The 22193-nt window shown below is 67.5% G+C and carries 23 protein-coding genes; 8 read left to right on the top strand and 15 right to left on the bottom strand.

The window, feature by feature from the left end; genetic code table 11:
* Positions 1 to 355 precede the first annotated feature (355 nt).
* Positions 356 to 1444 carry a redox-regulated ATPase YchF gene (gene ychF / locus I3F54_RS30660; RefSeq protein ID WP_240122193.1) on the top strand — a complete coding sequence of 363 codons (1089 nt, stop codon included), beginning with the start codon at positions 356 to 358 and terminating at the stop codon, positions 1442 to 1444.
* A 108-nt stretch (positions 1445 to 1552) separates the two neighbouring features.
* On the opposite strand, the gene I3F54_RS30655 is transcribed toward ychF, so the two are convergent.
* Positions 1553 to 2671, bottom strand: coding sequence for a site-specific integrase (locus I3F54_RS30655; protein WP_240122192.1), 1119 nt, complete (start codon positions 2669 to 2671; stop codon positions 1553 to 1555).
* A gap of 24 nt (positions 2672 to 2695) precedes the next feature.
* Positions 2696 to 3196: a helix-turn-helix transcriptional regulator gene (locus I3F54_RS30650; RefSeq protein WP_240122191.1), complete on the bottom strand. Its 501-nt coding sequence runs from the start codon at positions 3194 to 3196 to the stop codon at positions 2696 to 2698.
* 121 nt (positions 3197 to 3317) lie between these two features.
* On the opposite strand from I3F54_RS30650, the gene I3F54_RS30645 reads away from it, so the two are divergent.
* From I3F54_RS30645 to I3F54_RS30630, 4 genes are all read left to right on the top strand, one after another.
* Positions 3318 to 3512, top strand: coding sequence for an AlpA family transcriptional regulator (locus tag I3F54_RS30645; protein WP_240122190.1), 195 nt, complete (start codon positions 3318 to 3320; stop codon positions 3510 to 3512).
* Between the two features lie 496 nt (positions 3513 to 4008).
* Positions 4009 to 5262: a DUF3631 domain-containing protein gene (locus I3F54_RS30640; RefSeq protein WP_240122189.1), complete on the top strand. Its 1254-nt coding sequence runs from the start codon at positions 4009 to 4011 to the stop codon at positions 5260 to 5262.
* A 315-nt stretch (positions 5263 to 5577) separates the two neighbouring features.
* A complete protein-coding gene (locus tag I3F54_RS30635; RefSeq protein ID WP_240122194.1) occupies positions 5578 to 6138 on the top strand; it encodes a MobC family plasmid mobilization relaxosome protein in 561 nt (186 codons plus the stop codon).
* Positions 6128 to 7825, top strand: a complete 1698-nt coding sequence (locus I3F54_RS30630; protein ID WP_240122188.1) for a relaxase/mobilization nuclease domain-containing protein — start codon at positions 6128 to 6130, stop codon at positions 7823 to 7825. The genes I3F54_RS30635 and I3F54_RS30630 overlap by 11 nt, the downstream gene beginning before the upstream one ends.
* Before the next feature lie 141 nt (positions 7826 to 7966).
* On the opposite strand, the gene I3F54_RS30625 is transcribed toward I3F54_RS30630, so the two are convergent.
* The 5 genes from I3F54_RS30625 to I3F54_RS30605 all read right to left on the bottom strand — a co-directional run bounded on the left by I3F54_RS30625 (position 7967) and on the right by I3F54_RS30605 (position 12177).
* Entirely contained in the window at positions 7967 to 8983 is a 1017-nt protein-coding gene (locus I3F54_RS30625; protein ID WP_240122187.1) for an abortive infection family protein, read from the bottom strand.
* A gap of 182 nt (positions 8984 to 9165) precedes the next feature.
* The gene (locus tag I3F54_RS30620) at positions 9166 to 9711 is read right to left on the bottom strand and encodes an HAD domain-containing protein (protein WP_240122186.1); all 546 of its coding nucleotides are present in this window, start codon (positions 9709 to 9711) and stop codon (positions 9166 to 9168) included.
* Positions 9712 to 9745: 34 nt separating this feature from the next.
* Positions 9746 to 10438, bottom strand: coding sequence for a bifunctional 2-polyprenyl-6-hydroxyphenol methylase/3-demethylubiquinol 3-O-methyltransferase UbiG (locus tag I3F54_RS30615; RefSeq protein ID WP_240122185.1), 693 nt, complete (start codon positions 10436 to 10438; stop codon positions 9746 to 9748).
* Position 10439: 1 nt separating this feature from the next.
* Positions 10440 to 11351, bottom strand: a complete 912-nt coding sequence (locus I3F54_RS30610) for a phosphotransferase (protein ID WP_240122184.1) — start codon at positions 11349 to 11351, stop codon at positions 10440 to 10442.
* A 76-nt stretch (positions 11352 to 11427) separates the two neighbouring features.
* Positions 11428 to 12177, bottom strand: a complete 750-nt coding sequence (locus I3F54_RS30605; RefSeq protein WP_240122183.1) for a hypothetical protein — start codon at positions 12175 to 12177, stop codon at positions 11428 to 11430.
* A 223-nt stretch (positions 12178 to 12400) separates the two neighbouring features.
* Between I3F54_RS30605 and I3F54_RS30600 the strand changes: the two genes are divergently transcribed.
* Positions 12401 to 13756, top strand: a complete 1356-nt coding sequence (locus I3F54_RS30600) for a tetratricopeptide repeat protein (protein WP_240122182.1) — start codon at positions 12401 to 12403, stop codon at positions 13754 to 13756.
* Position 13757: 1 nt separating this feature from the next.
* The gene (locus tag I3F54_RS30595; protein ID WP_240122181.1) at positions 13758 to 14288 is read left to right on the top strand and encodes an NUDIX domain-containing protein; all 531 of its coding nucleotides are present in this window, start codon (positions 13758 to 13760) and stop codon (positions 14286 to 14288) included.
* 68 nt (positions 14289 to 14356) lie between these two features.
* On the opposite strand, the gene I3F54_RS30590 is transcribed toward I3F54_RS30595, so the two are convergent.
* The 7 genes from I3F54_RS30590 to I3F54_RS32665 all read right to left on the bottom strand — a co-directional run bounded on the left by I3F54_RS30590 (position 14357) and on the right by I3F54_RS32665 (position 19673).
* The gene (locus I3F54_RS30590; RefSeq protein ID WP_240122180.1) at positions 14357 to 15295 is read right to left on the bottom strand and encodes a restriction endonuclease; all 939 of its coding nucleotides are present in this window, start codon (positions 15293 to 15295) and stop codon (positions 14357 to 14359) included.
* Positions 15296 to 15520: 225 nt separating this feature from the next.
* Positions 15521 to 16153, bottom strand: a complete 633-nt coding sequence (locus tag I3F54_RS30585) for a DUF6000 family protein (RefSeq protein WP_240122179.1) — start codon at positions 16151 to 16153, stop codon at positions 15521 to 15523.
* 3 nt (positions 16154 to 16156) lie between these two features.
* On the bottom strand, positions 16157 to 16888 hold the full coding sequence (locus I3F54_RS30580; protein WP_240122178.1) for a HEAT repeat domain-containing protein: 732 nt from the start codon (positions 16886 to 16888) through the stop codon (positions 16157 to 16159).
* Entirely contained in the window at positions 16885 to 17271 is a 387-nt protein-coding gene (locus tag I3F54_RS30575) for a CPCC family cysteine-rich protein (protein WP_240122177.1), read from the bottom strand. Before I3F54_RS30575 ends, I3F54_RS30580 begins: the two co-directional genes overlap by 4 nt.
* A 644-nt stretch (positions 17272 to 17915) precedes the next feature.
* Positions 17916 to 18299, bottom strand: a complete 384-nt coding sequence (locus I3F54_RS30570) for a very short patch repair endonuclease (protein WP_374205990.1) — start codon at positions 18297 to 18299, stop codon at positions 17916 to 17918.
* Between the two features lie 137 nt (positions 18300 to 18436).
* On the bottom strand, positions 18437 to 19450 hold the full coding sequence (locus I3F54_RS30565) for a Cfr10I/Bse634I family restriction endonuclease (protein WP_240122175.1): 1014 nt from the start codon (positions 19448 to 19450) through the stop codon (positions 18437 to 18439).
* Positions 19407 to 19673 (bottom strand): helix-turn-helix domain-containing protein, encoded by a 267-nt coding sequence (locus tag I3F54_RS32665; protein WP_374205989.1) that lies wholly within the window; start codon positions 19671 to 19673, stop codon positions 19407 to 19409. Before I3F54_RS32665 ends, I3F54_RS30565 begins: the two co-directional genes overlap by 44 nt.
* Before the next feature lie 147 nt (positions 19674 to 19820).
* Between I3F54_RS32665 and I3F54_RS30560 the strand changes: the two genes are divergently transcribed.
* On the top strand, positions 19821 to 21059 hold the full coding sequence (locus I3F54_RS30560) for a DNA cytosine methyltransferase (RefSeq protein ID WP_240122174.1): 1239 nt from the start codon (positions 19821 to 19823) through the stop codon (positions 21057 to 21059).
* Between the two features lie 61 nt (positions 21060 to 21120).
* On the opposite strand, the gene I3F54_RS30555 is transcribed toward I3F54_RS30560, so the two are convergent.
* Positions 21121 to 21804: a Type 1 glutamine amidotransferase-like domain-containing protein gene (locus tag I3F54_RS30555; protein WP_240122173.1), complete on the bottom strand. Its 684-nt coding sequence runs from the start codon at positions 21802 to 21804 to the stop codon at positions 21121 to 21123.
* Positions 21805 to 22193: the final 389 nt, after the last annotated feature.

The following is a 22193-nucleotide window of genomic DNA, read 5'->3' as shown; positions in this document are numbered from 1 at the left end:
GGGCGTGCCCTGCGCCGGGGGACGGCCGCCCGGTCCCGCCGGGCGGGCCTTCCGCGCTGCCCGGGGCGTCGTGGGGCGCGCCGGGCGGCCCTCGTTCGCGCCGCGGTCCGACTGCGGCGGCAGGGGCGCGGGCGTGCCGCCGCGCGGTCCGGACTGAGGAGAACGCGTCCTGTGCTGCTCCATCGGACCAACTTAGGTCGGTTTATGTGCCGAATCAGGGCTCGGACACGCCGTTGAACAGAGCTTGGCCAGGCGTTCGAGAGGCCCACCCGGACCGGGCCGGGCACCCCGTAGACTGGTGGATCGGCCCCGCCCGGGAGCCCACCCTCCACCCTCACGTACGGGAAGTCGCAACGTGTCGCTCACGATCGGAATCGTCGGTCTGCCGAATGTCGGCAAGTCGACCCTGTTCAACGCCCTGACCAAGAACGACGTGCTGGCGGCCAACTACCCGTTCGCCACGATCGAGCCCAACGTCGGCGTGGTCGGCGTCCCCGACGCCCGCCTGGCGAAGCTCGCCGGGATCTTCGGCTCGGAGCGCATCCTCCCGGCCACCGTCGACTTCGTCGACATCGCCGGCATCGTGCGCGGCGCGTCCGAGGGCGAGGGCCTGGGCAACAAGTTCCTGGCGAACATCCGCGAGTCCGACGCGATCTGCCAGGTCATCCGCGCCTTCAAGGACGAGAACGTCGTCCACGTCGACGGCAAGGTCTCGCCCAAGAACGACATCGACACGATCAACACCGAGCTGATCCTCGCGGACCTCCAGACCATCGAGAAGGTGCTGCCCCGCCTCCAGAAGGAGTCGCGGATCAAGAAGGACCTGGCATCCAAGGTCAAAGCCGTCGAGGAGGCCAAGGAGATCCTGGAGAAGGGCGACACCCTCTTCGGCCACGGCATCGTCCAGGGCAGCGAGCGCGCCGAGCCCCTGCACGACCTGCACCTGCTCACCACCAAGCCGTTCCTCTACGTCTTCAACGTCGACGAGGACGAGCTGACCGACGACGCCTTCAAGGACGAGCAGCGCGCCCTGGTCGCCCCCGCCGAGGCGATCTTCCTCAACGCCAAGCTGGAGGCGGACCTCGCCGAGCTGGAGGAGGACGAGGCACTGGAGCTCCTCCAGTCCGTCGGCCAGGACGAGCCCGGCCTCGCCACCCTCGCCCGCGTCGGCTTCAACACCCTCGGCCTCCAGACCTACCTGACGGCGGGCCCCAAGGAGTCCCGCGCCTGGACCATCAAGAAGGGCGCCACCGCCCCCGAGGCCGCCGGCGTGATCCACACCGACTTCCAGAAGGGCTTCATCAAGGCCGAGGTCATCTCCTTCGGCGACCTCGTCGACTCCGGCTCGGTCGCCGAGGCCCGCGCCAAGGGCAGGGCCCGCATGGAGGGCAAGGACTACGTCATGCAGGACGGGGACGTGGTGGAGTTCCGCTTCAACGTCTAATACGTTCGGCGAAAGGCCGTCTGACCTGCGACGGAGCGGGTTGGGCGGCCTTTGCGGTCCGCACAGAGTCCGCAGCGTGCTGACTTCGGTCAGCGCGCGGGGGAGCGGCTACGCCGCTTCGTCGACCTGTGGCTGGGCATCGGCGGACCGGTCCGCGTACGCCTTGTCGACGGCGGCCCGGGTCCGCTCCTCGGAGTCGGGCCACAGGTGGGTGTAGATGTTCAGCGTCATGGCCGCGTTGGTGTGGCCGAGGCGCTCGGAGACCGTCTTCACGGACTCGCCGTGCTTGATCAGCAGGCTGGCGTAGTGGTGCCGGAGGGCGTGGGGTCCGGTGCCCTTCGGTATGCCGACCTTCGCGCAGGCGGGCCGCCAGGACCCATCCATGAAGTGCGTGTAGACCACGGGTCCGCCTTGCGGTGCCGTGAAGATCCAGCCCTCGGGCCCATCGGCGGGGAAGTCCCGCAGGTGGGCCTTCATCGCATCCACCGCCATGCGGGGGAGTGGGACCGTGCGGTGCGAGCGATCGGTCTTGGGCGGGCAGACGTACACGCCGTGCTTGGCGGTCTGCTGGATCTGCTGCTCGACCGAGACGGTCGCGTGGAGCAGGTCCACGTGCCGGAGCTGGAGGCCGAAGAGCTCGCCGGGGCGGAGCCCGGTGGCCGCGCCGAGAAGCACGAGGCCCTTGTACCGGGCGGGTATCTCCTCGGACAGCGTCCGCACCTGCTCGACGGCCAGCGGCACGATCTTCTTCCGTGGTACCGAGGGCAGCTTCGCCTCGGCGCACGGGTTGTGAGGGATCATCCGGTCACGGACTGCCGCCCTGAAGACGGCGTTGACCGTGTTGAAGACCGTTCGTGAGGTGCTGGCGGCCAGCCCGTGCGTGGTGGTCAGGCTGGTGACCCAGCTCTGTACGTCGCCAGGCTTGATGGCGCCGAGTGCCCGCTTCTCCCAGGCCGGGTAGACGTAGCAGCGCAGGTGCTGGGCCACCGCCTTGGCCGTGGAAGGCCGGTGCGGCTGGATGGCCCGCCATTCCTCTGCGTACTCCTTGAAGGGCCTCTTCGCCGACCGTGGGTCGACGTACTGACCGGTGACCAGGCTGGCCGTGACCTCGTCGATCCACCGCTGGGCGTCGACTTTGCGGTCGAAGTGGCGCGCGTGCTCCTTGCCGTCGAGGTCGCGGTAGCGGGCCCGCCATTTGCCGTTGGGGCGCTTCTGGATGTTGGCCAAGTGGCCTCTCCTTCGTGTCGGTTGTCAGTAGTGGCCACCGTCCTCGATGTCGCCACTGAGGGTGCGAGCGTCCCGCTCGTCGCCCATGAGGCGGAGGCACTGCTCGTGGATGGCCCGCGAGCTGTCGGGGTGGGCCTTGATGTGGTCGGCGATGGCGACCACGGCGCGGTGGAGCCGGTCGCGTGCGTCGCGGGTCTCGTAGAACGCTTCGACGGCCTCCTGGACGAGCCGCCGGCTGGCGATGTCGAGCCCCTCCAGGGGCGGTGACATCAGTTCTTCGAGGGGGAGCTCGAAGACGCGGGTGAAGGCGAGGGCCTCGTCGAGGTTGATGCGGCGGCGGGGGGTGCCGTTCTCGATACGCCAGACCGCTGTCTGGTTCATCTTGACGCCGGCTCTGGTCACCCGCTCCGCCAGTTCGGTCGTGCTCCACCCTCGGACCTCGCGCTCCAGCGCCACGCGCGCGGCCACGTTTCCCTCGCTGTAGAGCAGCGGCACCTCGCCGCCCTCGGGCCTGTCGCCTGCCATCACGCCTCCATCGTCGCCGTCGCTATCCCAATTGAAACATGGGCTTCCCGATTTGGTTAAACGCCGATCCCGAGGTACAACTCTATGCAGATCGAATCGTCACCTAGCCGAATGGGAATGCATGCGATACCTGACCACCGCCGAGGTCGCCGAGCGCTACCGCACAGCCGAGAGCACCGTCCGCTACTGGCGCCACATCGGGAAGGGGCCGCGCGGCATCAAGGTCGGCAAGCGGGTGCTCTACCCCGAGACCGAGCTGCTGCGCTACGAGCGCACCCTGATCGACGGCCAGGAGGAATGGGGCTTGGCCTCGTGAACCGCCGGGAGCCCCGGACACAGCAACGGCCCCCGGCGCGCCAACGCCGAGGGCCGGAGATTCCCCTGCACGTCGCCCATCCCTGAACGAACGAACCGGTGAGAGGCGGGACCTTGCCCGTCCCGTCCCTCACCTGAGAGGAACGTCTATGGAGGACCCTACGTCCCCCGCCACCTCGAACACATCCGAGGTTGTCTGGCCCACCCCCGCGGTCCCCGGCCAGGGCATCCCCTGGCGCAGTGGGGACCGAAGCGGGGACCGAACGGAGTCGCGGTCCCCTGCTTCGATGGGTGTTCCGGTCGGGGACCGAGTCTCCCCCAGCACGGAACATGCTCAGGTCAGCGCCTTGGGGACCGGTCCCGCCGGAGCGGAAGCCGGGGACCGGGTGGAGACTTCCGGTCCGCCGGTCCCCGAACCCAGTCCCCGAATCCCGGACGGGCGCGGCGCGCCCCGAGCCGATGGTGTGGGCCACGGTCCCCACGTATCTGCGGGGACCGTGGCCCCCGACGGAGGTTCGGGGACCGGGGACCGCGCCGGTGCGAGCGGCGGGACGACTGACGAGGGAGCCGCGCTGTTGGACGACCTGCGCGCGGCTATCGGCCGGTACGTGGTGCTGCCGAGCGACGAGGCCCTGACGGCGGTCACGCTGTGGGTGGCGGCCTCCCACATACAGCCCGCGCTGCAGCACGCGCCACGGCTGGCGGTGGTGGGGCCGACCAAGGGCTGCGGAAAGTCCCGTGTCCTGGACGTGCTCCACGAGACCGTGCATCAGCCGATGATGACGGTGAACACCTCGCCCGCGGTGGTCTTCCGCGTCATCGGCAAGAACCCGCCGACGCTGCTGGTGGACGAGGCCGACACCATCTTCGGCCCGAAGGCGGGCGACAAGGAGGACCTGCGCGGCCTGCTGAACGCCGGACACCAGCGCAACCGCCCCGCCTGGCGGATCTCCGGCCCGGAGCACAAGCCGACCGCGTTCCCGACCTTCGCCATGGCCGCGCTGGCAGGCATCGGCGACCTACCGGACACGATCATGGACCGTGCCGTCGTGCTCCGCATGCAGAAGCGCAAGCCCGGTGAGAAGGTCGCTCCCTTCCGCTCCCGGCACTCCGTCCCGGAACTGAACGCGCTGCGCGACAGGCTGGCCGCATGGCTGACCCCACTGCGCGGGACAGCACACCGACTGGTGCCACCGATGCCGGTCGAAGACCGGGCCGCGGACACCTGGGAGCCCCTGGTGATCGTCGCCGATCTGGCCGGCGGCCACTGGCCCGTCCAAGCCCGCGCCGCCTGCCTGGCGATGACCCGCACCGAACTGGTCCAGGACGAACAGACGACGCTGAAGACCCGGCTGCTCCGGGACATCCGCCGCGCCTTCGAGCAACACGGCGACACGGAGGCGCTGCGCAGCCACGACCTGCTCGCCGCCCTCCTCCAGGACGCCGAGGCGCCCTGGGCCGAGTACGGCACCAAGGGCCTGAACGCCTACCACCTGGCCAACCTGCTGCGCGACTTCGGCATCAGCCCGGCCAACCACCGCTTCGAGAACGGCAGGCAAGCCAAGGCGTACGCCCGCAACCAGTTCCTCGACGCCTGGGCCCGCTACTGCCCCGACCCCGCCCAACCGACCCCCGCAGCAGAGAAGACCGCGCCCGTACGTCGAGCCCAGGGCAAGCCGCCCTCCCCTCCGTCCGGGGCGCTGCCCATCGGCCTGCCCGGTGGGCCTTCCGGCCCCAGGCCCACGCGCTGAACCCAGCTCCGTATCAATCCGTCGCATCCGTCCCCGCGCAGGTCAGCGCGGGGACGGAGTTCCTCGCCGATACGGATCACTCCGTACCTGCGACCACCTCCGTACCTGTCCTGACCAGCTACGGGACGGATGCAACGGACGTGACGAAGCCCCACCCCACACGACCACCGGAGCATCACCATGCCCGAAACGAGCACCGACAACTCCCCCACCCGCCGCCGCAAGGGATTCTTCGGCCTGACCCGTCGATCAGCAGCAAGCTGGAGCGAACGAGCCTCTAACGAGGCTTCGTCCGCGCTTGCCCCCGCCCCAGGGGTGGCGGAGGAGAAGGCCGAGCGCCAGGGGGCGCCCGAGCCGGAGGAGGGTGCAGCGTCCGCAGCCGACTCCGACGCCCCAAGCAGTCAGCCGCCGGCCGATGCCCAACCGCCCGTCGAGCAGCCCTCCTGGCGAGATCTCGATGCCCCCGTCCTGCCCGCGCTGATGAACCGCAAGCGCACGGTGGAGAAGCGCGACCAGGAGAAGACCATCCGTTTCACACGGACAGCAGTCGGCGTGATCAGCGCCGCCGCCCACCAGCGCGGTCAAAAGTTCGCCGGATTCGTCGGCGACGCCGCCCTCGCCGTCGCCCTCGGCAAGGCGGGACTGGTCGGCAGCCCGGAGGACGACCCGGTCCGCCCGCTGATCGAGGCCGTCGAGGCACACACAGTCGCGCTGAACCGCATCGGCGGCAACCTCAACCAGATCACCGCAGCCATCCACCGAGGAACGGTGCCCGAGCGCGCCGAGGCGGTGCTGGACCGCGTCGAGCAAGCCGCCAAGAGCAGCTACCGACTGATCGACCAGCTCCTGACAGAAGGCACCGCCCATGGTTCCTGACGTCTCCACCGGCTCCGACACCCGCGGACTGATCGCCTACCTCTTCGGCCCCGGCCGCCGCGACGAACACACCAACCCACACATCGTCGCCGCCTGGGACATGGCCGGCGCCCCCGACCCCGGCCGCGACCCGACAGCCACCTACTCCCAGCTCGCCAAGCGCCTCGACACCCACGTCGACCTGCGCACCCGCGAACTCGGCGGCAAGAAACCACCCCAGCACGTCTGGCACTGCCCCGTCCGCACCGCACCCGGCGACCGCTACCTCACCGACACCGAGTGGGCCGACGTCGCCCGCCGCATCGTCCACGCCACCGGCATCGCCCCCGAAGGCGACGACAAGGCATGCCGGTGGATCGCCGTGCGCCACGCCGACGACCACATCCACATCATGGCCACCACCGTCCGCGCCGACGGCCGCCGCCCACGCACCCACCGCGACGGACAGCGCGCCCAAGCCGAATGCCGCAAGATCGAAGCCGAGTTCGGCCTGCGCCGCCTGAAGTCCGGCGACCTCACCGCACCCCGCACTCCCACCGGCGCCGAGCGCGCCAAGGCCGAGCGCCAGGGCCAGACGGTCACAGCACGGCACTGGCTGCGCGAGCAGGCGTACGCGGTCGCCGCCGCCGTACACAACGAAGCCGACTACTTCACCGTGCTGCAGTCTCTCGGCATCAAGGTCAAGACCCGCCTCGGCCCCGAGACCGGCGACGTCATCGGCTACAGCCTTGCCGCCCCCGGCGACACCAACGCGGCCGGCGAACCCGTCTGGTACGGCGGCTCGAAGCTCGCCCCCGACCTCTCCATCAACCGCCTACGCGAACGCCTCCCCGCCCAGAAGGCGGCCGAGCGCCCGCGGTATGTGGCGGACCCTTCCGACCCATGGCGGCACACCGCCACCGCCATCCACACGGCACGCACCGTCCTCGACTCCGGTGACGATGCCGCTGCCCAGGGCCACCTGGCCGCCTTCGGCGACGCCCTGTACAACGTCGCAAGCGCCACGACCGGCCCACACCGGGCGGAACTACGAGCAGCGGCAGCGGCGTTCAACCGCGCCCGCCGCTCCTCCACCCGCGCCGACCACCAAGCCGCCACCGCCCTACGCAAGGCCGCCAAGGAACTCGCCTACGCCTCCAACGAACCGGGAGGACTCGCCATCGCCCTGCTCTTCGCCACAGTGCATCTGGCCCGCGCCGCCGCCAAGTGGCACGAACAGCGCGGCCACGAACAGCAGGCCGCTGCGGCCGAAGAAGCGTTCCGCCACCTACAGTCGGGCTACCAGCAAGCCGCCCCGCCCGTTCTGGTGGACTTGGCCCGCCGCGCACCGCGAGCCGCAACTGCCCGTCGCTTCGAGCAGGACGTTCGCGCTGCCCTCCCCGACTACGCCGACCGGATCCTCGCCGACCCCACTTGGACCGCCCTGACCACAACCCTCGCCTACGCCGAAACCGCCGGCCACAACCCTCGACGCCTCCTGGCCGCAGTGGGCACCCAGCGGGAACTCGACAGCGCCGAGCACCCCGCCGAGGTCCTCAACTGGCGCATCACCGCTCAGCCGAACCGGCGGACGCAAGCAGCTCGCAGCCGAAGCACCACCAGCGGCACATCGGCCAGGTCCGCCACGCCACACCCTCCGGCCACACCAGCGGCCATCAGGCCCGAGGAACGCAGTCGACACCGCTGACCCCGGTCAGATGCCCTTCTGTGGACGCGCATCTTCTGCCGTAGCCGGGGTGTCCCAGCTGTCCGACGGCTGGCTGTAGCCCTGACCAGCAAGAACAGCCCGGACAGCTCCACGGGGAGCTGTCCGGGCTGTCCGGACTCTCTAAACGCCAGCCGTCTCGTACCGCTCCCCAGTCGCTTTGATGCGTTCCGCGATGTTCAGCCATTCCTCTTTGGCGTCTTCCTGCTGGAAGAAGGCGTCAGCAGCATGCATTTCCGTCACTACTTGACGCCAGAGCGCTCTGAATTCCGTAGTCCACGCAGCACTCTGGAGTTTGGCCCCCAGGTCCCGCAGAACCTCGACCTGCCTCGGGTGAGGAACGAGTGTCTGTGCTGCCAGCCGGGGGCTGAGCGGGGGCATGTCGACTCGGATCTGGCCCGCAACGTCCAGGAAGAGACCTTCGGCCACTCCTTCGCGGTATCCGGCAGGCCATGCGGCATCGTCTTGACTGGTCGCGCAGGCTTCGACCCCGTCTTCCCTGACCGTGAACGTGTTCCTCGCCGAACGTTGGCCAACCGCCACCCCCAAGCGTCGTTGGTCTTCGAACGGCAGACGTGGAAGATCCGCCGCCTGAAGGCGGGTAGCGAGGTCTCCCGTGCTGAAGGTGCTGCTGTGTAGGTCGGTGACGAGTTGCTGCACGGACCCGATGATGAGGAACTGCAAGCGGCGCAGGGCCCAGCGTGTCCACAGCAGAGCCCCGTCGACGCAGGTCTCGATGACCTCATCCTCAATGGGCGGCAGCGTCGAGCGGCCATGCCCTGTGCCGTAGGAGTTCCGCAGTTCTCGGAGTTGGGCAGCAAGCTTCTTCGCGCTATTCGCCGCTTGGCGAACGGCAGCATCGGGAGACAAGCCCGGTCCAGGCTGGTACTCGATCGCACGATGAGCAAGGTTGAGAACCTTGTCGTACTCCTCGTTGCTGCCTGCGGGCTGTCCTCGCGAGTCAAGTACGACGCGAGCTGTCGCTTCGACTAGATCCTTCGCCGAACCGATGACCAGGGGCCTGTCGTTGGCACGGACCGCCCCTTGGAGGCGATCGAAACAGTCCCGGATCGCAGCCCACGCGGTTGGATCCAGGGCCTTAGGCTTGAGGATCTCCGCTTGCAGTACATGCGTGTTCATGCCCGTCATTGTCTCCGGGCTAGCCCACTGAACTGCTTGCACACGGAACTCCGGTCAGATCTGTTTCCAGGAGCCCCCGGCACGCCGCCACCTCGTTCAGAGACTGAACGGCGCCCAGGCAGGCGGCGCCCCGGGCGCATCCTGATGCCCTCGCTGCTCGTGGCAGCGAGGGCATCAGGGCGTCAGGCGGCGCGGGCTGTGGGTAACTGCGAGACCCACGTCGTGAGCCTGGTCAGGTGCTCGGGCTGCAGCCCGTGGTGTGGGTCGGGCTGAATGAGGAGGGTCGACGTTCCCTTCGCAGTGCGCTCCGCCGCCCATTCATGGTCGAGGCCGGTGAAGTCGTCGTCGATCCAGACAGCGGGGGCGTCGCCCAGCCAGGCGTCGACGTGGTCGCGCTTCCACAGGTAGCCGTTGGGGTGGCTGGTGGTGATCTCCGGACGCGGGAGATCGACGTACGGCAGGGTTGGAAGGCCGAGGAGCGGGCCGATGAGGGTGGTGGCGTCCTGGCGCCAGCTGGTGCACCAGACCGGGGCGACCAGGCCGGTGCGGATGACGTCCATGAGCAGGCGGCCGTGGTCGGGGTTGAGCCAGACGGTGACCGGGTTGTCGGCGCTGCGGTCGGCGGGGACGACGTCGTGGCGGGCGTGCGTGGCCGGGGTCGAACCGTGCTCGTCGGGGAATGGTATGAGGACGCCGTCGATGTCGAGAAGCAGGTAGGGCGGGCGCATCGGTTCCTCCGGGGGGAAAGCCGGACGGGGGCTGTCAGAGCTTGCGGGCGCGGATCAGCAGGGTGGTGGGCCAGTGGCCCATGCGAGGGTCGTGGAACTCCTGGGCCGAGGTGAGCCAGAAGCCGGCCTGGCTGAGGCGCTTCTCCCAGCGGTCGGTGTCGAATTCCCAGCGGGCGATGGGGAGCCGGGAGCGGTCGGGGAGGGTGACGAAGTCGCGGCGGGGCCGGTCGTCGCCTGAAGGGCTTCGGCCGCCACGCTGCGGGTGGGGGACGGAGAAGGCGAGCACTCGTCCGGGCATGAGGCGCTGCGCGATGGCCGGCAACAGGAGCTCGGGGGCGACGAGGCCGACGGCGCCGAAGACGGAGTAGACCGCGTCGAACTGCTCGTCGGAGGCATGCAGGTAGTGCAGGGCGTGGCCGGCGATGAAGGCGAGGTTGTTCAGCCGTCCGTAGTGAGAGCGGGCGCGGCGGACCTGGAGGCCGACCAGGTCGACGCCGGTGACGTGGGCGCCGTGGCGGGTGGCGAGGTGGGCGGCGTTGTGGCCGGGGCCGCAGCCGAGTTCCAGGAGTCGCTTGCCGCGCAGGTCCGGGCCGAGGATCTCGGCGCCGGGCCCTTGGCCGGGTCGGGTAGTCCATTCCATCCGGGTGGGTACAGCAAGCGGTTCGGCGAGTCCGGCGGCCGTGCGCTGGGCGGCGTGGGCGTGCCAGGGGGATGCCTGGGCGAGCACGTCAGATCTCCAGGAGGTGGAGGACGTCGGTGAGGTGCCGGCGGACGGCCTTGATGTAGGCGGGGTCGGTGGCCGGGTCGTCGATCCAGCGGACGGCCTGCTCCATGAACCACTCGACGGCCCACATGCGGTGCCAGCCCAGGGCCCAGTTCTCGGCGGTGAGCCCGCTGCGTGGGGCGAGGGCGTCGGGGGTGCCGCCGGCGGTGACGTACTGCTCCAGGAAGACACGCAGGCGCACGGGGTGCGGGGGCTCGATGGTGCCGTGCCAGCTGGCAAGGTCGAGCAGGCCGGGGCCGGTGAAGGCGCGGGCGAAGTCGAGCAGCCGCCAGCCGCGCTCGCCGATGTGGAGGCTGGTGGGGTGGAACTCGGAGTGCACCCAGCCGAACGGTTCCAGCGTCGCTCCGGCCGAGCGGGATTCGGCGGCCTTGGCGATCCGGTCGAGCGTGTCCTCGACGTCGTCGGCGTCCCGCCACCGGTCGGCCTTGCGCAGCCGTTCGAGATGCTCAAGCGCCCTGGCCGGCAGCGTCCGCAGCCGGTTCTGGTCGAGGACGGGCAAGGGCGGAGCCGTACGGGTGCCGTGCAGGACCACGGCCGCAGCGACACCGTCGAGGTCGTCGGCCTCGCGGACGGACGGTCCGAGGTCCTCCATGAGCATGCCGAGCCAGCCGTCCAGGACGGCGGAGGCGTGGACCTGGGGGACGGGGACGCCGAGGGTGTGGGCCAGGCGGAGGGCCTGGTCCTCGCTGTCGAAGGGCTTCTTGGCGTACTTGAGGATGGCCGTGGAGCCGTCGGGGAAGGTGACGCGCTCGACGCCGGACATGGACCACACGCGCACCTCCTCCCGTACAGCGGTGGTCTGGCCGGTCGCGGTGAGCAGGTTGTCGAGGAGTTCGGCGCTGGGGTTCGTGGTCACGTGAGGGCTCCGGGGGGATGGTGGCGTCCGGGGCGGGCGAGAGATACCGGCCCGCCCCGGAGCCTGATCGGGTGGGTTACGCGGCGGGGTTCACGCGGTGGGCGTAGACCTGCTCGATCCAGCCCGCCTTGAAGGCCGTGAGGTCGTCACGGAAGTTCGCCATCGAGGCACCGTAGGGCGCGACCACGCCGCCGGACTGGTCCGGCACGGACTGGCAGCCGTGCACGAGCCGGCCGCCGAGGGCGGCGTGGGCCTTGATGGACTCGATCCGGCGGTGCTCGTTGAACCAGCCGCCGTGGTACACCTCGTCGAGCATCCCGCCCATCTCGTCGTCCAGGTCGAAGACGACGGAGGTGGCGGCGGGGAAGAACCAGCACGGGCCGACGTTGGAGATGTGCCCGTCCAGCTCGACCTTGTTGAGCGCCATGAGCGTGGCGGCCTCGCGGAGCATCCGCAGGTGGTCGGCGGTGATCTGCGGCAGGCCGAGGCCGGCCAGGTGCTCCTCGCGGAAGAGGTACGCGTACACCTCGTACGCGGTGGCCAGAACGCGGGCCGCGTCGGAGGTGGACTCGCTGTGCTGCTTGATGAAGTCGAGCGCGAGCTGCTCGACCGCGCTCTCGATCGTCTCGTCCACGTCCAGGAGCTGGGCCTTGACCAGCTCCCAGTCGGCGACGAGCCACGTGCTCGACTCGAAGCGGAAGAAGTACTCGGCCGGGTCGATCGTGATGCGCCGGCCGTCGACCTGGATACCGGGCAGGCGGCTCCAGCGCGGGTCGAACGCCTCGGGCAGCTCGACCGTGATGGCCGTGGTGTCGATGGTGGTCACCGTGTCTCCGTCTCTGATCGGCCGGGTCCGGGCATAGGAATGCCCGAGCCCGGTGTGGGCGTACGGAACTTCGGGGTGCCGCCCGGACCAAGGGGGAGCCTGGATCACGGTTGCGCCGTTCCGGGCGGCTGCTGATAAGTGAACCGGTGGTCACGCTCAGTGGGTACGGTGGAAGGCAGTTGAAGCGGTATACGCGGTTTACAGCTCCGGAGTGGAGGCGATCGTGGCGGCGCAGAGAGACCTCAATTGCCGTCTGCGCGACGTCATCGCGGCGGTCGACTGCACCTACGAGGGCCTCGCCAGAGACGTGCGGCGCATCGCCGCCGAGAACGGTGAGATCCTCCAGACCAACAAGTCGGCCGTCTCGCACTGGGTGAACGGCACCCGCGCCCCGTCGGGCCGGGTAGGCCAGTACCTGGCCGAGGCGCTGTCCCGCCGAGCGGGACGTACGGTCACCCAGACCGAGATCGGCCTCCAGTCCAGCGATGACGAAGCGCCAGCGGAAGCCGACCCCGTCCTCGCAGTCACCGACCTGGGCCGCGCCGATGTCGAGCGCCGCCGCTTCCTCGCCATCGCGGCCTTCACCACCGCTGGCGTCGCCATGCCGCTCGGATACGACCACGAAGCCACCGCCCGCATGCTCCGCGCCCGCACCGGCACGTCCCTCGTAGGCGCAGAGGACGTGGACGTCGTACGCCAGATCACCACGGCCTTCAGCGCCGCCGACGAGCGCCTCGGCGGCGGGCACGGCCTGACCACCGTCACCGCGTACCTCGCCGACACCGCCGCCCCCATGCTGCGCGGACGCTTCCCCAGCGAAGCCTTACGCCGGACAGCCTTCGGCGCCGTCGCCGAACTCGCCTACCTCGCAGGCTGGAAACACCACGACCTCGGCCAGGAAGGCGCCGCCCAGCGCTACTACCAGGTCGGCTACAAGCTCGCCTGTGAAGCCGACCCCCACGGCCACGCAGCCTGGATGATGCGCGCCCTCGCCCACCAGGCCCTGAGCCTCAAGCAGCCCCACCACTGCGTCGACCTCGTCGAAGGCGCCCTCCGGTGCGGCCTCGACCACGTTGATGGCCAGACCGAGGCACTCCTCCACATCACCCACGCCCGCGCCTACGCAGCCACCGGCGAGAACCCGTCGGCCGCACGCGCTCTGCTCGCCGCCGAGGACGCCCTCCTACGGGACGACGGCCCCCAGCCCAGCTACTCCCGTGTGAGCGGTCCCGCCGCAGGCACCGTGGCCAGCCACACCGCCCGCACCCTGACCGACCTCGCCGACCACATCGGCACCGAGCAGCAGCACCGCGACGCCCTCACCCGCTGGGACCCGGAGAAGTACAAGCGCGTCCACGCCCTCACCCACGCCGACCTCGGCGACAGCCTCGCCGCCCAGGCCCGCGCCGACGAGGCCGTAGCCGCCTGGGCCCAGGCCCTGCTTCTCATGGAGGGAATGACCTCTGACCGTACTCGGAAGGCGATCACTTCGATCCGCTCCACGCTCGCGGTCTACCAGCGCCGCCGCGTTCCCGGCGCCGCCGATCTCGCCCGCCGCGCCCGCGAGGCGCTCGCCTAACATGCCCAACAACCCGCCCGACGAAGGGAACACCGTGGCTCAGCAGACCGACGACCGCTCCCAAGCCCTCAAGCCGGCGCTCGAATCGATGACCCTGCTGGTCGCTGCGGTCATTGTCCACGACAAGGCCACCAACCGCGTCGTCCTCCTCCAGCGCAGCGAGAACGCGAAGTTCGCCCAGGGAATGTGGGACCTGCCCGTCGGCAAGAGCGAACCGGGCGAGCCCATCACCGAAACCGCGGTCCGCGAGCTCTACGAGGAGACCGGCCTCACCGTGAAGCCCGAGTCCCTCAAGGTCGCCCACATCATCCATGGCGCCTGGGGCGTCGAAGCCCCCAACGGCTTCCTTACCGTCGTCTTCGCCGCCCACGAATGGACTGGCGAACCCGAAAACCGCGAACCTCGCAAGCACTCCCAGGTCCGCTGGGTCGATGCGAACGCCATCCCCGACGCCTTTGTCGACACAACTGCCAGTGCTCTCCATCAGTACCTGCACGGCAGTTCTCAGGTGTCACTTAACGGGTGGCGTTAGTTGCGCACCCTGAGTTTGGGTGCAGGGCCTTCCGTCGACTCCGGCTTGACGGCGACGGACTGTTTCGGCTATTCGCCCGGGAACATCGTGGCTGGAAAGTAGCAGCTTCCGGTCTCATTTGCGTGACGCTTCTTGCGTCGCAAAAGTTCGTCGAGCGTGAGGCGCCCGTCGAGAACGTAGAAGAAATCGATCCCCTCCATCGTCAGGAATGGCGTACTCTCCCGGTAGGCTTCTCGAGCTCCGCTAGTGAATCCATTTACGCTGATAAAGATTCCAAGCGAATTTTTCCCCTTCCGCCTCACCTTTTCATTGAAGCTGTAGAGGTGGTGGGGCTGGATCGCCTCCTGCCACCACTTGGCTTCAACGATGTAGTCGTCCGTGTCGAAGGTGAGCGAGCCGTCGATTTGCTCGTACTCCAGGCTGTATGACAGGCGTGGTTCCATGTCGAACAGCCTGAAGACATCATTCAGGAATGGCTCGAAGAGCCTGCCTGCCTTCTGGCGATTATCCATGCGCTCCAGTTCGAGGAAGCGTTCTTTAAGAGCGGCAAGCTTAGCTTCAAAGCCATGCTGGGCCTCCGCTACAGCGCGGTACGTGAGAAGCTCATCATCGAACTGCGACTGTTGCTCGTGGGCAACGCGCTGGCGGTCCACCAGCCTCCTGAGATGGTCGACTGATTCTCTTGCTTCGGCGATCAGCGATTCGGCGCTCTCGTGCCGTTTCAGTGCAGGGAAGCTCGTCAGTTGAGAAACCTCCGCCATCATCCGAAGTGAAAGGTCGCGGTATTGGCGCTCATTTGCCATCAACCGGTCCACGAACTCATCTGCGGTGGCCCATTTGTAGCCGCTGAAGTCCATGTGGGCCAGCAGTGAAGGGTGGTCCGTGGCCCACAAGCGGATGAATCGTTCGAGGTCACGCTTGTACCAGAAGATCGACTTAAGCGTGCCGGCCAGGGCTCCGTAGGCGGCTGGGCTGATCGGCTGCGCTGGTTTCGGCGTGCTCGTCATCCCTCGTCCGATCTCCCAGTCTCTGTGTGGGCTGCTAACGCCTGGTCAGATGATGCTACAGAGGGGAGTCGGGTGCTTACCTGCCTTCGCGTCGGATTGCTGCGTCCTGCGCGGCGGTGAGTCGGATGTCGTACTGCAGCTCACCGGCTACCTCTTCATGTGCCGCACTTGCGGCCGGTACATGGCGTGCGCGGACTTCACGTACCGGCAGTCAGGCAGCTGCGGCTACGTCCGGGTCCAGCCGTTGGCGAAGTCGCATTGGAGGTCCGTCCAGCGGCGACGCTCGGCGGGGGTGTAGGCGGGGTGGTCGCGGAGGTGGGTCAGGGCGTTGACCCACTGGTCCCAGAGGCCGCCGGGCGGGGTGAAGCGGTCGGCGTGGTGGGTGCCGAGGTGGGCGTCGAGGCGGAGGAGGGCGCCGAGGGCTGCGGGCTGGTCGTAGCGGAGGTCGGTGCGGGGGAGGTAGTGGTCGAGGTAGGCGGTGAGGATCTCGGCGTCCGCGTGGGTGCCGAAGCGGGCCAGGGCGAAGCAGTAGGCGCTACCGGAGAAGCAGACCTCGCTGACCAGGAGCAGGTCGCCGATGCGTTCGCGGAACCGTTCGCGGCGGTCGACGCCGATCAGCCATGCAGCGGTGAGGCGCGAGCGCCACTCGTAGCCGAGGAGGGCTTCCAACTCGGCATCGGTGATCGTGGCCGCGTCGTCGATGAGGTGATGGGCGAAACGTTCGCCGTGAGGCCACTCGGGCCGCAGGAATCGACCACTTTTCAGGACGAGGTAGCGCGCGTGGCCCGAGTCCTTCCTTGCCGCGTAGCGCTCGATCACGTAGCCGTAGCCGACCTCCTCGGGGTGCTGGAACGGCATCGGTCACCTCTCCGGGTGCAGGTCGTTACGGTCGATCCAGGTGGGGGCGACGAAGATGTTGTCGCCGGTGGGGGCTTCTGAGGCTTCCAGCAGGGACCAGGTGCGGGACTCCTCGACCAGGTGCTCCCAGGGCGCGGTCCAGTCGAGCTCCCAGTCCAGGGCGGGGCCGGAGACGCCGTACGTGCGGCCGGCGTCCACGCGCCAGAACTGGGAGTAGAGGATCACCTGGGCGTGGTCGGCCAGGTCGTTGATGATCTCGGTGAAGTGGGCTGCAGGCCAGCCGGGGGCGTTGTCCGCAGTGGTGGGTCGTAGGCGCGCGGTGAGCGGCGGGACGACGGGGGTGCGTGCGCCGAGTGCGGTCAGGGCCCAGCGGATGCCGACAGGCTCGGTCCAGTCCGGTGGGGTCGCCCCTTCCAGGCAGGCGCGATAGGCGCGGCGCAGGGGCTCGACGGCGCCGTCGATTTCCAGGCTCGCCAGGGCCATGGCCGCCCATTCGCGGACGGTCGGGTTCTCGCTGTCCAGTAGGCCGATGAGAGCGGGGCCGCAACGGGGATCGCCCACCTCCTCGAAGACCTCGATGGCGGTCAGCTGGCCGAAGCCGCCGAGGGAAGGCAGGCCGTTGATGACGGCGGGTATGGCGTCGGCGCCGATCCAGATCAGCTCCGCGCGGGCGTCATAGGACTCGTCGGCCTCGCCGTCGAGCTGCTGGACGAGTGTCTCGATGTGGGAGGTCATGACGCGGAGTGGTCCCGGCGCCAGAAGGTGGGGAGCCACCAGCAGAGCGCCGAGTGGTCGTCGGGCCACGGGGCGCGGTCCTCGGCCGCCCAGTCCTCGAAGGAGTCGCGCGTCAGGTCGATGGGGCGCCAGGCGGGGTCGAGCGGTTCGTTCTCGGCCGGCGGGCGGACATACCGCAGGCCGTGCTGGTCGCATGCGCCGAAGTTCTGGTAGTTGCGCTGGGCCTCGATCAGGGAGACCTTGTTCGCCCCGCCGGCCATGGTCGGCCAGCGGAACTGGACCCCGTCGTCCTCCCAGAAGCAGACGGGGCAGATCTCGTACGACCCGGGCATCGCGCTCAGCACGCGGTGTCCGCAGCACGGGCAGGGGTAGGAGTCGCTCACCTGCGCAGTCTCGTTGCAGGCCCAGCCGGTGTGCCAGGGAATTCGCCGCCTCGGAGCCCCCGGCCAGTCCGCAGCCAGTCCGCAGGACACCCGTAAACGGCCGTCGGGAGCCAACGCATGCCAACGAGGAATCCCAGGTCAGAGCCATGGAGCAGGCTCCGCCGCAGGTCAGGATCGGGCCTCAGCCATTCCGCTTCAACGTGTAGCGGGTCACATAGCATGGCATGACTGATCTAGCAAACATGCAGATCGGAGGGGGTCTGGCTCTTCAGGGACAGGCCCCCTCTTCACGCCCGTGCTGACTTGGCGCTGACCTGCAGGCACCCGTCATCACCCCTCTGCATCCCTCACGTGCTGGTTTGGTGCTGACTTCTCGACCTGGCCTCTGTTGGACACCGAGACGGGGCGGTCGGCCCTCCAGCCCTTCTTGTCAGTGCCAGATGGGAAACTGCGGATATGTTGCGCGAGCCGGAAGAAGTGACCATCGGGGAGGACGGTCAGGTGGGTCTTCCCCTGGGGCTCCTTGCTCAAGCGGGCATAGCTCCGGGAACCCGCGTGCTGGCGTACAGCACCGGGGATGGACGGATCATGCTCCGGCGCTACGACGATGCGGTACAGGACCTGTTCGAGCGCGGGCAGCTCGACTAGCTGCCCCGCCTGGCGTCGAGGGCAGAGGCGATTCGGGCGACCGCTTCGTCAGGTGCTTCGTGCTCCCAGATCCGCACCACCGCCCATCCTGCGGAGAGCAGTGCTTCATCTGCGGCACGGTCCCGAGCCACGTTCCGTTCGAGCTTGAGGGCCCAGTAGTCGGCGTTCACTTGTGGCCGCCTTCCATGCTGAGGGCAGCAGTGCCAGAAACAGCCGTCGATGAAGACAGCCACTCGTGCCCGCGTGAAGGCGATGTCTGGCCGTGGGCGACCACCCGGCAGGTCAAGACGGAGATCCACTCTGTACCGCCTGCCGGCAGCGTGCAGGAGGGTTCGAATGGCCCGCTCGGGTCCGGTGTCCCGGCGCTTGATCGCAGCCATGTTCCGTGAGCGCCCAGGGGTGGGCGTCGTAAAGGCGGGATCGCTCATCAAACACACCGTAGCCCAGCCAGTAGGACCCGCGCACCGTAATGCACTGGCAATAAGGTGCGTGGAGAGACGCGATCGGACGATCTATGTCAAACGAGAGCCATGCGCTCGTTCAGGAAGGCGAACATCCGCTTGACCAGATCCCCGGCATCAGTCGGGTGATACAACTCACGCACAGCACGGTGAACATCAGGATCATTCTTGGCCACTGCATAAAGAGAGGCAGCAGTGTAGGTCACCTTTGCATTTGTCCCTGCGCTCTCCAGTGTATGCACCTCAAATTCAACCTTCGGAGCACCGAGGTGCCCTTCAAGCAACAACTGCATGACATTGGCCTCGTAGAGAGGCTGGTACAGCCGGTCGCTGCGAAGGCTGGTCTTGAAGGCAATAGCCAGGATAATTTCCCCGGCACTCACACGTCCTTCAACATACTCGTGGGCTTTGGTGAGGATCGCCTGTGAGGGCTTCTTCAGATCCGGAAGCGGGGTTCTCCACAGATCGTCATCGCGCAACTCTTCGGGGAGCACCACTACCGCCAGGTCTGGGGTGGATGTGGGCAGCCCGAAACCCTTCTCGTCCAGGCCCTTCCTGAGCTTATTGATCTCGTCACGGGCACTCGGTTCCAGCAATCGAACCCAGTCATAGCTACGCGGAAGCCGCAGTATCGCGACCTGTCGGGCAGGGGAGGGCTTAACGGTGGGCCGCGCGTATTTCGGCTTCGAAAGCCACGAATCGTCCACCATGAATCTATTCCACCAAGCGGCAGCATTCCATAGCACTGCAGAGGAAATTTCTTCGTAAACATCTCCAGCCACTTTCGATTTCGCGTTGCTGTCAACTTTAAAGTCGACACCGTAGAGGAGGTCACCCTCCTGCAATGCGTTATCGAGCGGTCGGTCAATGAGTTCACGATACGGCATGGCATTGATGCCGTGTTCAGCAAATCCAGGAATAAAATCTGGGAAGGTGTAGGCCAATATGTTCTGCTGCGCGAGTCTGAACTTCGTTTTCCTGCCTCGCACAGGAGAATTCCGCCGGTCCTCAATGCACAGGTCGTCTTTAGCCAGGTTCTTCGTCTCGATCTGGCTGAACGTGAACGGCACCTGCCCCCTCCTCGGCTCGCCTCATCAACTCAGACAGTGGGACGTCGAGAGCGTCAGTCAGCCGCACAAGCGTTTGGAGCGCCGGGTTGCGGCGTCCGCGCTCAAGGCCGCTCACATACGTGCGATCGAGCCCGGACTCGACTGACAGGCGCTCCTGCGACCACCCCAGCTCCATGCGTGCAGCCCTGACGGCCAGGCCAAAGGGCAACCGCAAGTCGAGCATGACGAGCACCGTAGACGGGATGTGGCATCATGTACCACGGACTATAAGTCACCGGAATATGAGTCACATTCGCCGGTGGGGTCGACTCCGATGCCCCCACTGTCACACCCGTCGGCTAAGGTCTCGACTGATACGAAAGGTGGTGCCATGTCTCCAAACCGGGCAGTCTCGCTGTTCTCGGGGTGCGGCGGGTTCTGTGAGGGGGTGCGTCTAGCAGGGTTCTCCGTCAAGGCCGCCGTCGAACTTGATCGGTTCGCTGCGGAGACATACAGGCACAACTTCCCGGAAGTTCCTCTGTTCGAGGGGGATGTGCATGACTTCCTTAATCCTTCATCCCCCGTCTGGAGCGAAGAAAAGGATCGGTTCGCCGAAGTGGCGCCCGGTGAGGTGGACCTCCTTTTCGGTGGCCCTCCGTGTCAGGGGTATAGCCAGATCGGCACGAGAATCCTCGACGATCCACGAAATGAGCTCTACGCGCAGTATGTTCGGGTGTTGAAGTTTCTGCGCCCCAAGGTTTTCCTCATGGAGAACGTCCCCAACATGCTGTTGCTGGCTAAGGGAAGGTTCAAGCGCGAGGTTTTGGCTGCATTCGCCGAGGCGGGATACTCCAACTGTGGTGTTGCTGTCGTGGCAGCAAGTGACTTCGGTGTCCCGCAGTTGCGCCGGAGGGCGATCTTCTTTGGTGTGCGAGATGGTGAAGACCTTGGCATGGATGCCGACGCTTTCCTAACGGCTGCCCTTGAGAAGGAGAAGGTTGCGGAGACAACCGTCCACCAGGCAATCCGCGAACTTCCCGAAGCGACTGCGATCCATTACGAGCCCCTCGCCTACCCGCGGACGCGAGCCCAGAGCCCGGTTCTTGACGAACTGCGCATCGACCGCAACGGGAAGTGGTACACCTCTGACTACAAGAAGGAGGCAGCCGGGGGGAAGGCGATCCTGCACAATCACCACACAAAGGAGATTCAGCAGCGCCGTAAGGAACTCATCGCGCTTCTGAAGCCTGGTGCTAAAGCGGATTCCCTGCCGAAAGAGATCTGGAATGGTGCGCGCCCCGAGAAATGGCGGCGCCTGCACCCGCAGAAACCCGCCTACACTATTCTCGCTCAGATGCACAGGGATCTCTCTGAGTGGGTGCACCCTGAATTTCAACGTTGGATTACGGTGCGTGAGGCGGCCCGACTCCAGTCGTTCCATGACGGATTTGTCTTCCAAACCAGCGAATGGCAGATGCTCAAGCAGATTGGGAACGCTGTACCACCCCTCATGGCCCGGGCACTAGCATCTGCGGCTCAGCGGGCGTTGCAGCACCTGGAAAGTCCGGGGACAAAGGTTCTTGATCTCGGCGTACCCGTGCAGCAAACCCTGATGCTCAGCACTGTTTGAGACCTCCCCAGCTCTGCGGTGGGAGGGCAATGCGGGTGACTTCGACACCCTGCTGAGACAGCTATCGGCGGGTGAGTTCTTGCTCAGCCGGGACGTTCGACACCCGGCCGCCCGCGGTGAACTGCAAGCACGCCTGCTCGCCCAGTGCCCGCGGCTCCCCGCTCGCATCGAGCCGGATTCCGCTGTTCTCCGGGAGCGCCCAGAGAGCGGGCGCCCTCAGTTCGGCAATGAGGCGGAGCGCGTCGGTACGGGCGGTGGAGGTGTCCTCGTAATGAGCCAGGAGGCTGGCGCCGCCCAGCAAGTTCAGACCCTTATTGCCGCGTGCCGAATGTTCCTCGGGTGGCGCGGTTAAGATCGTGGCGCCACACACGATCGCGCCCGCGCTGCCGCCGCACAACAGGCCGCCCCGCGACACGTGCCGAGCGATCAGGTCATCCAGGCCGGTGGCACGCAGCGTGTCCAGGAGCCGGCCCGTGTCTCCGCCACCGATGTAGATCGCGCCGAACTCCTTCTCTTCGAAGGCGGCCCGCGAGGGATCTTCCGGCATGATGACCTCGGCGAATGCCCCGCTGTACGCCGTTTCGAACCATGCCGCGCAGCCCGGCCAGCGTTGCGGCACCATCGCGTAGGGGAGATACAAAACTCGGCTCACACCCGCCACGCGGGCGGCCGTGACGAATGCCCGGTCGATCGCCTGGTGGCCGTCGCCGCCGCCGTCAAGGAAGATGCGCGGAGTGCTGATCACGTCGCGAGCCTCCCACCGCCAGCGGCCTGCGGCCAACAGGTTTCGGGCGCCGGGCGGGAGGGGCGAAGCCACACGAGGAAGCCCGACCCGATGCAGGGGCCGTTAACTCTTGGCGACAGACCTTCTGGTTTCGGACTCGCGATCCGTACTCTGGCCACAATGCTCCGATCAGCGAGGAGATCAACGTGGGTGACAGCTTGATGCTGGGGGACCGGCTACGGGTGGCACGCAAGACGCGGGGGTTGGGGCTTGCAGATCATTAACCCGCAGTCTTGATCTCTGTGGCGATGGTGATTCCGTGGCTGGTGGCGAGGTCGTGGAGCAGGGCTCCGGCAAAGTCGTCTGATGGTGCTGTGACGTGGGGCTTTGCCGGTGGTTGATGTACGCGG

Origin of the sequence: Streptomyces sp. MUM 2J, assembly GCF_022414535.1 — a bacterium.
Lineage (GTDB): Bacteria > Actinomycetota > Actinomycetes > Streptomycetales > Streptomycetaceae > Streptomyces.
The sequence above is the reverse complement of the archived record's forward strand: the minus strand, read 5'-3'. Positions and strand labels throughout refer to the sequence as shown.